The 13,052-nt window shown below is 51.9% G+C and carries 16 protein-coding genes; 4 read left to right on the forward strand and 12 right to left on the reverse strand.

From position 1 onward, the window contains the following. Positions 1 to 142: 142 nt before the first annotated feature. The 8 genes from dapB to argH form a co-directional block, all read right to left on the reverse strand. Positions 143 to 952, reverse strand: coding sequence for a 4-hydroxy-tetrahydrodipicolinate reductase (gene dapB, locus AB1611_00005; GenBank protein ID MEW6377966.1), 810 nt, complete (start codon positions 950 to 952; stop codon positions 143 to 145). Between the two features lie 27 nt (positions 953 to 979). Further along, the gene (locus AB1611_00010; GenBank protein MEW6377967.1) at positions 980 to 1,306 is read right to left on the reverse strand and encodes a nucleotidyltransferase domain-containing protein; all 327 of its coding nucleotides are present in this window, start codon (positions 1,304 to 1,306) and stop codon (positions 980 to 982) included. Positions 1,307 to 1,386: 80 nt separating this feature from the next. Then, positions 1,387 to 2,274, reverse strand: a complete 888-nt coding sequence (gene dapA / locus AB1611_00015) for a 4-hydroxy-tetrahydrodipicolinate synthase (GenBank protein MEW6377968.1) — start codon at positions 2,272 to 2,274, stop codon at positions 1,387 to 1,389. 32 nt (positions 2,275 to 2,306) lie between these two features. Then, positions 2,307 to 2,480, reverse strand: coding sequence for a type II toxin-antitoxin system HicB family antitoxin (locus AB1611_00020; GenBank protein MEW6377969.1), 174 nt, complete (start codon positions 2,478 to 2,480; stop codon positions 2,307 to 2,309). A 46-nt stretch (positions 2,481 to 2,526) separates the two neighbouring features. Beyond that, complete coding sequence (gene dapF, locus AB1611_00025) at positions 2,527 to 3,363, reverse strand: diaminopimelate epimerase (GenBank protein ID MEW6377970.1); 837 nt, start codon at positions 3,361 to 3,363, stop codon at positions 2,527 to 2,529. Positions 3,364 to 3,400: 37 nt separating this feature from the next. Then, positions 3,401 to 4,651, reverse strand: coding sequence for a diaminopimelate decarboxylase (gene lysA, locus AB1611_00030; GenBank protein ID MEW6377971.1), 1,251 nt, complete (start codon positions 4,649 to 4,651; stop codon positions 3,401 to 3,403). After that, complete coding sequence (locus tag AB1611_00035; GenBank protein MEW6377972.1) at positions 4,648 to 4,824, reverse strand: hypothetical protein; 177 nt, start codon at positions 4,822 to 4,824, stop codon at positions 4,648 to 4,650. The genes lysA and AB1611_00035 overlap by 4 nt, the downstream gene beginning before the upstream one ends. Next, the gene (argH, locus tag AB1611_00040) at positions 4,808 to 6,232 is read right to left on the reverse strand and encodes an argininosuccinate lyase (protein MEW6377973.1); all 1,425 of its coding nucleotides are present in this window, start codon (positions 6,230 to 6,232) and stop codon (positions 4,808 to 4,810) included. The genes AB1611_00035 and argH overlap by 17 nt, the downstream gene beginning before the upstream one ends. A 369-nt stretch (positions 6,233 to 6,601) precedes the next feature. Here argH and AB1611_00045 point away from each other — a divergent pair, with 369 nt between their 5' ends. The 4 genes from AB1611_00045 (at position 6,602) to AB1611_00060 (ending at position 8,446) form a co-directional block, all read left to right on the forward strand. Continuing rightward, positions 6,602 to 7,207: a hypothetical protein gene (locus tag AB1611_00045; GenBank protein ID MEW6377974.1), complete on the forward strand. Its 606-nt coding sequence runs from the start codon at positions 6,602 to 6,604 to the stop codon at positions 7,205 to 7,207. 41 nt (positions 7,208 to 7,248) lie between these two features. After that, entirely contained in the window at positions 7,249 to 7,728 is a 480-nt protein-coding gene (locus AB1611_00050; GenBank protein MEW6377975.1) for a hypothetical protein, read from the forward strand. A gap of 252 nt (positions 7,729 to 7,980) precedes the next feature. Then, entirely contained in the window at positions 7,981 to 8,145 is a 165-nt protein-coding gene (locus AB1611_00055) for a DUF4160 domain-containing protein (GenBank protein ID MEW6377976.1), read from the forward strand. Then, the gene (locus AB1611_00060) at positions 8,126 to 8,446 is read left to right on the forward strand and encodes a DUF2442 domain-containing protein (GenBank protein MEW6377977.1); all 321 of its coding nucleotides are present in this window, start codon (positions 8,126 to 8,128) and stop codon (positions 8,444 to 8,446) included. Before AB1611_00055 ends, AB1611_00060 begins: the two co-directional genes overlap by 20 nt. Positions 8,447 to 8,521: 75 nt before the next feature. Here the strand turns inward: AB1611_00060 and AB1611_00065 are convergent, their stop codons facing one another. From AB1611_00065 to AB1611_00080, 4 genes are read right to left on the reverse strand one after another with little or no spacing between them, the layout of a single operon-like run. Next, on the reverse strand, positions 8,522 to 9,595 hold the full coding sequence (locus AB1611_00065; protein ID MEW6377978.1) for an ATP-binding protein: 1,074 nt from the start codon (positions 9,593 to 9,595) through the stop codon (positions 8,522 to 8,524). A gap of 22 nt (positions 9,596 to 9,617) precedes the next feature. Beyond that, entirely contained in the window at positions 9,618 to 10,829 is a 1,212-nt protein-coding gene (locus AB1611_00070) for an argininosuccinate synthase (GenBank protein MEW6377979.1), read from the reverse strand. Between the two features lie 21 nt (positions 10,830 to 10,850). After that, positions 10,851 to 11,825, reverse strand: coding sequence for an ornithine carbamoyltransferase (argF, locus tag AB1611_00075; GenBank protein MEW6377980.1), 975 nt, complete (start codon positions 11,823 to 11,825; stop codon positions 10,851 to 10,853). 18 nt (positions 11,826 to 11,843) lie between these two features. Next, the gene (locus AB1611_00080) at positions 11,844 to 13,052 is read right to left on the reverse strand and encodes an acetylornithine transaminase (GenBank protein ID MEW6377981.1); all 1,209 of its coding nucleotides are present in this window, start codon (positions 13,050 to 13,052) and stop codon (positions 11,844 to 11,846) included.

Consider the following 13,052-nt stretch of genomic DNA (forward strand, 5'->3'; position numbering starts at 1 on the left):
TGAGTCTCTTTCAACTTGGCTTACGATTACTCGATCACCTCTTGGATTATGAATTACCTATCCCGGTACTATTTTATTATGCATTTGAGGCACGATTATGAAAATGTGTCCGGTAGTGAGATAGTATCCTTAAATAGTATCCTTATACGGTATTCATCGCTAAAACGTCCTTCATATCATAGAGCCCGGCAGGCTGCCCGGCTACAAACAGGGCTGCCCTGACTGCGCCATAGGCAAAGGTCTGGCGGCTGTGGGCCCGGTGGGTGATCTCGATCCGCTCGCCGTCTCCGGCAAACAGCACCGTATGCTCTCCCACGATATCGCCAGCCCGCACCGCATGGATACCGATTTCTCCGCTGGTTCTCTCACCCGGCAGACCCTCCCGGCCATACCGGGCTGCTTTGGCAAGATCGAGGTTTCGCGCCTTGGCCAGAACCTGAGCCATCTTCATCGCTGTGCCGCTGGGGGCATCCTTTTTCAACCGGTGATGGGTTTCCATGATTTCTATATCGTAACTTTCACCTAAAACCTGAGCAATCTGAGGCAGTACAGTGAATAATAAATTCACCCCTACGCTCATATTCGGAGACTGGACCACCGGAACATGCCCGGCCAGTTTCCTGATTTCGGCCAGCACATCCTCCGGCAGGGCAGTAGTCCCGATGACCATCGGCTTTCGATGCTTCTGGGCTGCCAGGACCATGTTTCTCGTTGATTCAGGCGAAGTGAAGTCAATAATCACCTCCGCTGGGCCGATAATTTCTTCCAGCCGGTCGCTGATTGTGACCTGGAGAGGGCCAACTCCGGCCACTGCTCCGGCATCCTGTCCCACTGATTTATGCCCAGGCTGCTCCAGGGCCCCAGCCAGCCCGATCCCTTCCGTATCATGAATTGCCCGGATAATCAAACCTCCCATCCGGCCCGCTGCACCGCAAACCAGAGCTTTAACCATGCTCCTTTCTCCTTGTTGAGTAGATCTTTAATGGTTTTGTCCCTTTTCATAAAGGACTTTTCCGAATTTATGCGCCGGGTAAATAACAGTACCGATAATGTCTTTGTATACCTCAAATTCATGAGGGGTTTTCACGATTACATCCACCGGAATTAATGAATCAGCAAGTAATTTCCTCACCATGTGGTTTTGCAGACGGGCGGGCAAGTCGCTGTCTTTGATTATCAGAAGATCCAAATCACTTTCCTCTGTAGGTGTTCCATAGGCGTAGGAGCCAAAGAGAATTATTTTTTGCGGGTGGAAATTTTCCACAATCTTATTGGTGATTTCATCTATTTGCTCCTGCGTTATCATGATACACCCGGCAAGCAACTGTGCAGGGCGGGGCTTTCGCCCCACCAAATATCATACTGTCTTTCCTCCAGATAATACTTTTATTCCTGTCCTCCCGGCAGCAATTGATATTTAATCAGCACCTCTTTCAGTTTACTCAGGTTCCATTCGGACATGGAGCAGAGCGGCAGCCGGAATTCTTCCCGGATCATCCCCATCAGCCAGAGAGCTGTCTTGACCGGGATCGGGTTGGTCTCATAAAAGAGGGCCTGAAAGAGCGGATAGAGAGAGAGGTTCAAATCCCGTGCCCGTGCACAGTCTCCCTTGAGGAAGGAATTTACCAGATCGGCCATTCGATCCGGAATAATATTGGCCGCCACGGAGATTACCCCTTTGCCGCCCACGGCTAAAATGGGCAGGGTCAGGGCATCGTCACCGGACAGGACGACCATTTTATCTCCGCATCGCTGGATGATTTCCGTGACCTGGGCCAGAGAGCCGCTGGCTTCCTTGATACCGACAATATTTTTTATCTGGGACAGCCTCTCCACGGTTTTCGGCTCAAGGTTCACACTGGTCCGGCCAGGTACATTGTACAGAATAAGCGGCAGGTCGACAGCTTCAGCCACCGCCTTGTAGTGCCGGTACAATCCTTCCTGGGTGGGCTTGTTATAATAGGGCGTAATCAGCAGGGCTGCATCCGCCCCGGCTGCCTTGGCCTTGCGGGTCAACTGAATGGCCTCTTCCGTGCTGTTGGAGCCGGTACCGGCAATAACCGGGACTCTTCTATGAGCCGCCTCGATAGTCAGCGCCACCACCTGGCTGTGTTCCTCATGACTCAGGGTGGCTGATTCTCCTGTCGTACCACAGGGGATAATGGCTGAGGTTCCCTTTTCAATCTGAAAGGCTACCAGTTCCTGCAATCCTTTCTCATCCACAGCCCCTTTCAGAAAGGGAGTCACGATAGCCACCATTGATCCACTTAACATCTTTTTTCCTCCTGATCGTCTTTGTTTATATCCTACTTGTTTTTTCTCTTAAAACCTTTGCCTGAACCTTTGCCTAACGGTATTTTCTTCGCCTGTTGCTGGTAAGCTAAAATCATCTCGTTGAGAGTATCCTGTACCAGTACCCGACAATCTTCGATGTCTTTCCCTTCAGTAACGATTTCTGGCCACTCAACCAGTTGCCCCATATAACCGGAGTCAATTTTTGTATATTGAGCAGTGTAATTTCGCAGCTTATTGCTCAATGCTCAATTCCTCAAGCCAGAGGTTCCCTTCAGCAATAACGCGGGCTTCGCCCTGCAAGTAGATATTGCCAAATTCACCGGCTGTCTGCTTATAATATACCTTCAATACGCAGCCGCTTCTGGTCACGACGGATACGGGCGAAGCCACCTTGCCAAGGGAGGCACAGATAATGCTTGAGGCAATGGAGCCGGTGCCGCAGGCCAGGGTTTCATCCTCCACACCCCGCTCGTAGGTCCGGATGGCAATTTCCCGGGGGCCAATCACCTGGATAAAGTTTGCATTGGTTCCCTGGGGCTGAAAATGGGCATGATACCGGGTTGCCCGTCCCACGCCGATCACGTCTTCCTGCTCCAGGTCCTCCACCAGGTAAACGGCATGAGGGACTCCGGCTTTCAGGAAGAATACCTGACGATCCTCTCCATTCACCCTGAGCGGGAATGGCGGTGCAGGGTTTAAAACATAATCCATCTTCAGCTTTACCTGGGGGCCATCCACTTCAGCCTCGATCATGCCTGCCTGGGTTTCAAAGGTCATCCGGGCAGGGCATACGCCATTCAGATAGGCAAAACGGGCCAGACAGCGGGCACCGTTGCCGCACATTTCAACCTCCCGGCCATCAGCATTGAAAAACCCCATGCCAAAATCTGCTGCCTGAGACGGGCGCAGAAAAATCACTCCATCCGCACCCAGAGCAATCCGTCTGCGGCAGACTTTCTGCACAAACTCCGAAGCCCCGGCATTATCCAGCAGGTTTTGCCGGTTGTCAATCAGGATAAAATCGTTCCCGCAGGCACTCATTTTAAAAAACCGCAGCGTTTTCGTCATAGCCTTTGTTCCTTCATCAGCCTTTGTTCCTTCTCCGCTACCAGGCGGGAACCACTTCTTTGCGGGTCAGATCATCATAGGTTTCCCGCTCCCGGATGATATACGATTGATCCCCTTTGACCAGCACTTCCGGCACCCGGGGCCGGGAATTATAGTTGCTGGACATGGCAAAGCCATAAGCCCCGGCACTCATGACCGACATCAGCTCACCGGCGAAAAGTTCGGGCAGCTCGCGATCCCGGGCCAGAAAGTCCCCGGATTCACAGATCGGCCCGACCACATCAGCCACCATTTTCGGCCGATCTTCCCTGCGGACCGGCAGTATCTCGTGATAAGCCTTGTAGAGACTGGGGCGGATCAGGTCGTTCATCCCTGCATCCACGATCAGGAAATTCTTGTCATCTTTCCTCTTCACGTACAGCACCTGGGTGACCAGGATACCGGCATTACCGACAATCACCCGGCCCGGCTCCGATATGATCTTGACCCCAAGCCCGTCAATAACCGGAGAGATGGCCTGCAAAAATTCCTGCGGTGATGGGGGAACCTCGTCCCGGTAGGTGATTCCCAGTCCTCCGCCGATATCGATGCAGCGGATACCGATCCCCTCAGCATCGAGCTTTCCGATCAGATCAATGACCTTGACCAGGCTGTCCACAAAGGGAGTAACCTGAGTAATCTGAGAGCCGATATGTACATGGATACCGGCAAGATCGATGTTTTTCAGCGACCTGGCCCGTTTATATTCTTCAAGAGCCTGATGAATGTCAAGGCCGAATTTTTCGCGCCGAAGGCCCGTGGAGATATAGGGATGAGTATCGGCGGCAATGTCCGGATTGACCCGCCAGGCTACGGGAGCTTTCACCCCAAGCTCTCCTGCCACCTGATCCAGAAATTCCAGCTCCGGCCAGGACTCCACATTGAACATCAGAATATTGGATCGAAGGGCGGATTCCATTTCCTGTCGCATCTTGCCAACACCGGCATAGACAATTTTCTCCGGCGCAATACCCGCTTTAAGGGCACGGTGCAATTCTCCTCCGGAAACAATGTCCGCACCGGCACCCAGTTTGCCGAGAAGGTTCAGGATCGCCAGATTGGAATTGGCCTTGACCGCAAAACAGATCAGGTGATCGATATCACCAAAGGCAGAATCGTAGGCCTTGAAATGCCGCTCCAGGGTCTGGTAACTATAGATGTAAACAGGAGTGCCTACCCGATCGATAATCTCCCGGACCGGCAGCCCTTCAGCATAGAGTTCATTGTTAATATACTGAAAGTAATTCACGATAACCTCACTTTATATTTTATTGCTCTGAAAGCCGCAATGGCTGCTGACTGACTTTCGTTGGCTTCAGGATACCGGGGCTTGAGCGGCCCCTTTTTCCCACAGGAAGCGCACGAGAGCACCAGAAGCACGATGAACAATCCACCCAGGCAATCCTTACGAAAGCTTCTCATCCTGCAATACCCTCTCTGCCTGCTCCAGTGCTTCCCTGACCCGGCTTGCGGCAGTGCCGCCCAGGGACTTTTTAGCCTCGACCGAGGCTTGCAGACTCAAAGCCTCAGCCACATCTTCGGTAAAGAAAGAGGAAAATTGCTGCCATTCAGCCAGAGACAATTCTGAAAATTTCCGCTGCTGCTTCAGACAATACGCCACTGCCTGTCCGATGATATGATGTGCCTCGCGGAAAGGAACACCCCGACGCACCAGATAATCAGCCAGATCCGTGGACAGCATCAATTCATCGCCGGCTGCCCGCAGCATGCTTTCCGGCCGGACCGACAGGTTCTCCCATAAGGGAGTGATAACCGAAAAGATCGCTTTTACCGTGTCCACGGTATCGAAGACAGCCTCTTTATCCTCCTGAAGGTCCCGGTTATAGGTCAGGGGCAGGGATTTGAGCAGGGTCAAAAGCCCCATCAGATGGCCATAAATGCGGCCGGTCTTTCCCCGGACCAGCTCCGGCACATCCGGATTCTTTTTCTGGGGCATCAGGCTGCTCCCCGTGCAAAAGGCATCCGGCAGGTCCACAAAGGAAAATTCCGCCGTGGACCAGAGGATCAGCTCTTCACTCATACGGCTGAAGTGCATGGCCAGGAGGGATGCACAGGAGAGAAATTCTATGCAAAAATCCCGGTCACTTACCGTATCAAGGCTGTTTCTGGTGATAGCCGGAAAATCGAGGGCCTGGGCCACAAACTGCCGGTCAATCGGCAGTGTGCTGCCCGCCAGGGCACCTGCCCCCAGGGGGCAGACATTCACCCGCTTCCGGCAATCCCGCAGCCGTGCTTTGTCGCGCTCCAGCATCTCGAAATAGGCAAGCAGATGATGGGAGAATAAAACCGGCTGCGCCCGCTGCAAATGAGTATAGCCCGGCAGAATGACCCCAAGCCACTCGCGGGCCCTGGATACCAGGACCGCCTGGAGGCCTGATGCTGCCTCGATCAACTGCCTGATCTCTTCGCGCAGGTAAAGGCGAAGATCGAGCAGCACCTGATCGTTGCGGCTCCTGGCCGTATGCAGCTTTCCGCCAACCGGCCCGATTTTTTCCAGGAGGCGGCTTTCAATGTTCATGTGAATGTCTTCCAGTTCCGGACGAAAGGAGAATTTCCCCTCTTCGATCTCGGCCCTGATTTCCTGAAGGCCGCTTTGGATTTTCTGTGACTCTTCCGGCCTAATCAGGCCTACGTGCTCCAGCATCCGGCAATGGGCTATGCTTCCCTGGATGTCGTAACTGTAAAGGCGCTGATCGTAGGTCACGGACACGGTAAAGGCTTCCACCGCCCGGTGCGTGGACTCCTGAAACCGCCCGGACCAGGGCTTGCCTGATGATGAGGATTTTGGTTCCTGAGGTGGATGTGACATTGGAGATATGGCCCTTTATATTTGCTCTTTATTATGGGTAATTCCCTGTTAAGTGCACCTCCATTTTAATAAAATACCTGAGTGAGTACAAGGCAAAAATGATGGAAATGTAGAGTCGTCAATTAATGGATTGATTTTCGTTTATTCTCATCATTACTACCCTGCCATCAACCCCTCTTGCAATCGTTTCCTGAATGCGTTATCTTTCATGGTAGAGGCCGCGAGGAATAAATGCCCTACGGAGAGTGACGAAAATGTATGGAGAGTAGAGCGTATGCAGAGTGATGAGAGCAATGATCTTGTTCGGGAAGGAACTACTCCGGAAGGAGGAGAGGGAGTTTCTACTGACTTCTGTTTGATTTTCCCCTGGTGAAATTGGTGGATTACCGGGCAAGGATTAAAGAACTTGAGGCCAGCACTAACCCTTTTGGTATCATTGTCCTGGCTCATCTTCGCAGCCTTGAGACTAAAAAGGATATGATGAGCGGACTATCCTGGAAATTGAGGCTGGTCAAGATGCTCTATGAGAAAGGATACAGCAGGCAGGATATCTTAAATCTATATCGATTTATTGATTGGCTGATGGTACTGCCGGAAGGACTCGCCCTCCGGTTTCACGAACAAATCGAAGCTTATGAGGAGGAAAAGAAGATGGCTTATGTGACTACCGCCGAGAGAATAGGCAGACAACGGGGAATTCAGGAAGGGATTCAACAAGGAATTCAGGAAGGGATTCAGCAGGGCATGCAGAAGGGCATGCAGAAGGGATTAAGGCAGGGGCTGCTCGAGGCTGTTGCCCTGGGGCTGGAATTAAAGTTTGGCGAGGATGGTTTGCGGCTCTCCGGGCGGATTGATCAGATAGACTCGATCGAGCAGTTGGAGAAGATTAAAGAAGGCATCAAAACAGCCGCGAGCTTCCATGAAATCGAATCCCTGATCATGCAAAGCTCAGGAGGCGAGAGCCGGAAAGGGTAAAAAGGATACTGATACCCCTGTTTTTATAGGAGGTGAAAATAATGCAGTGGAAAAAGTGGCTCGAAAACTGGGATATGACATCCCTCAAACTGACAGCACCATTTTTGGAAATGGAATGGCAGCCAAAGGACGAGGATAAAAATGCGGCATGGGAGCTGTATATCGAGTTGCTGACACGAATTGCCACCCAGAGACTTCCGGAAGAGCATGGTAATGAATTGACGGCCCTGAATAGCATTTATTCTCTGTTTGGATTAACGAGAGAAACAATCAAGAGAAATGGGAGACATTGCATTGAATTTGCAAAAATAGCAATTGTTGTCTTGAATCAAAAGATTAGACCATTTACAGCGAAATGGCACCGGCTTGCTGTTCAGGGTGCATTCAATGAAAAAGAGAAGTGCAAAGAATTCAGACGGGATTTGGCAGAGCTTCAGACTGTATTGAGGAATTACACAAAAATGCTGGCTGATATGGCAGGAGTTGAAGATTTAACGTCGTTAGAAGGAAATAACGTCTAATCAGGTACTCCGCCAGTAGGGGCCACAGATGTGGTGGAGGACTTCACCACCCCGATGCGTGCTCCTGAGCCCAGCCCGGACGACCCAGGGTTTTCACGCCGGGTGGGATTTTGGTTCCTGATATGAGCGAATAAAATTTTGACAAAATTTTCCAAGAGAACCGATAGATTTATATACAACCTGCCGACCCTATTACAAATCGGCCCGTACAGATTTTTCTGTTATGCTGGTGACCGTGATGAGCCATGCCACGTGCACGTTGAGCGTGATAGTAATACGGCCAAATTCTGGCTTAATCCTATCAGACTTCAGCATAGTAGGGGCTTCAGCAGAAACGAAATCAACGGGATACAAAAGCTCACTGAGGAAAACAGAGAGCTTTTATTGAGGAGATGGAATGAATATTTTAACGGCTGAAATACAGGCTGCGAGAGCACAGTATATTAGTGTTACCCAAGACACTATAACTATTGACCTTACTGATGGACGCACCATCTCAGTACCCCTTGCCTGGTATCCCCGTCTTTTTCATGGTCAGCCAGAGGAGCGGAATAACTGGCATCTTATAGGGGAGGGAGAGGGTATCCACTGGCCTGATCTTGATGAAGACATTAGCGTTGAGGATGTATTGTTAGGAAAGCCTTCCGGCGAAAGCCAGCTTTCGTTTACCCGATGGCTGGAAGCGCGTTCAAAATGCAATAAGAGCGATCCAATATAACAGAGCAGCACCGCCTGAGTAATCTGCCCCCTCCTTCAAGACATGCGGCCTGCACTTCGCCCAAATGCCCCTTGCTTACACCTGCTCGAAGTATTCCCTGACTCCCAGCTCCATGCTTCGGCCTTGCAGTCCGTAGAGGCCATCCACCGGGTCGTAGTAAAGGATATTATCATGGACCAATTGTCCCAGGACCTCGGCTGGGGCATCCATAAGCTCGCTTGCCCGTACTGCGGGCTTCTCCCTGAACATCCTGAGCAGCGGCTCTCGCCGTTCACGGTCCCGCCGGATAATGTCCACAATCGTAGCCACCCGCTCACGCCTGAGCCTGGCTACTACCTCGGTCAGAGATTTTTGAAAGAGCTGGCCAAGAATAGATTGGATCTCCCAAGGGCTGCCTCCCACCGTGTCCCAGATAATCTCAATCTCATCCTGACTGAGCGTATAGTCTCTGATAGCGCTGTAGCGCTCAAGGTTATTGAGCCACTCATTTACCTGCTCACGATCAAAGTAGTCGAGTTTCAGGAATTCACTGGTTTTACGGAGCGTGCTGTCCACATAGACTTCCTCAATGAAGAAGGCATCAGAGGAGGCAATGATCACCTGGCAGAGGTGATTTTCCTTGGTCATGGCCACAAAGAAATTCATCAACTCATCAATCAGCCTGCGCTGACCATTGGCCATGTATACTTCCCTCAATTTATGGAATTCGTCGATGATGATTACCGGCTGCTTACCCTTTTTAACCAGGGAGGAGAGTTCCTTTTTCATTACCAGGAAGGGGTCTTCTTCCTTTTTTTTCAGCACCTTCTCGGTAAAAGCATCGAGATGGAAAAGGCCAACCAGGCTGTATTTTCGTCTGGTGCCAACCGTAAGACCACTCACCTCTTCTCCTGCCTTGAAGAAAACCTTCAGGAAGTCGTCGTAGTTTTCCAGGAAAATTTCCCGCAGGTTAAGGAACTTGATCTCGTAGCGGCTCTCTTTCTCCATCTCAGCACACAGCCGGTAGAGAAGGGTAGTCTTGCCGGAGGACTTGGAGCCATAGAGGAAAAGAATGGCTTCGGGCCGGGTTTCCAGATAATTCTTCAGCTCTCCCATCTCTCTTTCGCGATCAACGAAGGCTGGTTCTTTCTTGAATTCTAACTCTTTCATCTGAAGTTATTCCACCCCTTTATCAATCACCTTCAGCCTTGACCTGAGCAGCCAGCTTCAGGGGTAATCCCCAGAGTTTGCAGAAATATTCACCGCCCCGGTGATCGAAGATATCTTTCTGGGTGTAGGTGGCAAGGTCTTCACTATAGAGGGAAAAGGGGGATTTTCTTCCCACGCAGGTGCACTGTCCGGGGAGCAGCCTCATCCGGACCTGGCCGCTGACCAGCTCCTGCAGGACCTTTGAAAAAGCATCCAGGGCCCGCCGGAGCTCGGAATGCCACAGGCCATAGTAGACAATTTCCGCATACCGGGTGGCTATTCCCTCCTTGAAGTGCATGGTTTCCCGGTCAAGGACCAAAGACTCCAGTTCTTTATGGGCAGCAAGAAGAATGGTAGCTGCCGGGGCCTCATAGATCTCGCGGGATTTGATGCCTACCAGGCGGTTTTCCACCATGTCGTATCTGCCGATGCCGTATTCTCCTCCGATCCTGTTGAGCTGCTTCACCAGTTCCACCGGACTGAAGGTCTGGCCGTCAATGGCTATTGGCGTTCCGTGGTCGAAGGTCAATTCCAGATACCGTGGAGCAGACGGGGCCTTTGACAGGGATTGGGTGATGAGATAGGCATCTTCGGGAGGCTCGACCCAGGGGTCTTCCAATACCCCGCATTCGATGCTGACGCCCCACAGATTCATGTCAATGCTGTAGGGTTTCTCTTTAGTGGCCGGTACCGGGATGCCATGCTCCTTGGCGTACTGAATTTCCTCTTCACGCGATTTGAACTCCCATCCCCGCACCGGAGCGATGATTTCAAGACGGCTGTCAAGGGCCATAATCGAAACATCGAACCGCACCTGATCATTTCCCTTGCCGGTTGAGCCATGCACCACGGCCCTGGCTCCCTCCCGCCTGGCAACCTCGACGAGTTTTTCGGCAATCAGGGGACGGCCCAAAGCGGTAGCCAGAGGGTACTTCCCCTCATAGACTGCATTGGCCCACAGGGCCGGGAAACAGTAGCGGGTGAGAAATTCCTCACGCAAATCCTCCACATAAACTTTTGAAGCTCCGATCTGGATGCCCTTGTCACGAATTTTGCCAACATCCTCTTCCTGCCCAAGATCTGCAACCAGGGCAATGACTTCTGTCTGGTATTTATCGATCAGCCACCTGATGATGACCGAAGTATCCAATCCGCCTGAATAGGCCAAAACAACCTTATCGATTTTGCTGCTCATAGGGTTTATCAATCCTCACACTCATAAATGGTTTTTTCGGTTTTTTTCTGGTGTGCTTCCCAGGGATGCACCCGCCAGGAGCTTGAGCAGGACAGCCTGCTGCAGGTAAAGGCGATTCTCTGCCTGGTCAAAAACGATTGAATTTCTGCCCTCCAGCACATCTTCCGTGATTTCCTCTCCGCGGTGGGCTGGCAGGCAGTGCATGACCAGGACATCTTTCCGGGCTTTCTTCACCAGGGCCCGGTTGATTTGATAGCCATCAAAAGCCCGCCTTCGCTCTTCCTTTTCCGCTTCCTGCCCCATACTGACCCAGACATCCGTGTACAGGACATCTGCCTGATGGGCCGCTTCCTGCGGATCATGGGTAATCACGATCCGCTTTTTGGCTATGCCCTGCGAGACATCGGCTTCCCTGATCACTTCGGGGTCAGGCTCATATCCGGCCGGGCAGGCAATCCAGAGGTGAAGATTCAGCAGTGCTGCCGCCTGGATCCAGGAATTGGCGACATTATTGCCATCTCCGATGTAGGCAATCTTGAGATCGCTGAAGCTTCCGATTTTTTCCTTTATGGTAAATAGATCGCTCAGAATCTGGCAGGGATGGAATTTGTCGGTCAGCCCATTAATAACCGGAATAGTCGCATAGCGGGCAAGCTCTTCGATTTCCTGCTGCTGAAAGGTCCGGACCAGGACAGCATCGACATAGCCGGAAAGAATGCGCGCCGTATCCATGACCGGCTCTCCCCTGCCTATTTGCAGGTCATTGGCATTCAGGTAGAGAGCATATCCTCCCAGGTGAATCATGCCCACCTCAAACGAGATGCGCGTCCGGGTGGAGGATTTTTGAAAAATCATGGCCAGGGTTTTCCCCTTCAGCGGTGCAAAGTTGATGTCCTGCTGCTTCTTCCGCTTGAGCTTCAAGTCAAAGCTTAAGGCAAGGAGACTCTCAAAATCCTCACGGTTGAGATCTTTCATACTCAATAGGTCTTTGTTCATGAGTCGATTCCCAAGCTGTTATTGACTGACATTATCTGCCTGAGAGAGTACCGCATCCAGGACAGCAAGCCCTTCATCAATCTCTTCCCGGCTGATAACGAGAGGAGGCAGAAAGCGAAGGACATTACCCATGGTGCAATTAATGATCAGGCCCTTTTCAAGGCAAGTGCGGACAATCCGGCTTCCATCTCTATCCAGCTCCATTCCCCACAGGAGCCCTTTTCCCCGCACTTCTTTGATGAAGGGATACTTTCGCTGAAGGCCCTTGATACCCTCACTCAGGTGGTTCCCCGCTTTTTGGCAATTCTCCAGGATCCCGTCCTCCACAATGGCTGAAACCGTGGCTATGCCTGCTGCACAGGAGAGTGGATTACCGCCAAACGTGGTGGCATGACTTCCGGGAACAAAAGCCCGGGCTACCTCATCCCTGGCCAGGATTGCCCCGATCGGCACTCCAGAGCCCAGGGCTTTGGCCATGCTCACAATGTCCGGCTCAAGGTCTGCATGCTGATGGCAGAAAAACCGTCCGGTCCGGCCAATGCCGGTCTGGACCTCATCGAGAATCAGCAAAATCCCCTGCCGGGTGCAAAAATCCCGAAGACCGGCGAGATATTCGATTGTGCCGACATGGACACCGCCCTCTCCCTGGATCGGCTCGATCATCACGGCAATGGTCGCATCATTCGCCGCCTCCCTGACCGCTGCCAGATCATTGAAGGGGACATGCCTGAAACCGGAAAGAAGCGGCTCGAAGCCCTTTTGAACCTTCTCCTGGCCGGTGGCGGTAAGAGTGGCCATAGTCCGTCCGTGAAAGGAGCGATAAGCGGTAATGATCTCACCCTGCTCTATACCCCGCTCTTTCCTGGCATAGATCCGGGCCAGCTTGATGGCCGCCTCGTTTGCTTCGGCTCCGCTGTTGCAGAAAAACATTTTGCCGCTGAATGCCTGCCGGACAATCATCTGCGCCAGTCTGGCCTGCTGGGAAATGGTGAACAGGTTGGATACATGAAGCAGCTTTTCCGCCTGCTCCTGAATAGCCTTGACCACCGACGGATAGCCATATCCCAGGCTGTTTACCCCCAGGCCGCTCACAAAATCCAGGTATTTTCTGCCTTCAGTATCCCACAGCCGGCATCCCTGCCCCCGCTCAAAGACAACCGCCTGCCGATTATAAGTAGGAATGAGGTATTTTTGCGTTAAATTGATAATTTCCTCTGTATCAGGCAC

The sequence above is a fragment of the bacterium genome (assembly GCA_040755755.1).
Classification (GTDB): domain Bacteria; phylum SZUA-182; class SZUA-182; order DTGQ01; family DTGQ01; genus DTGQ01.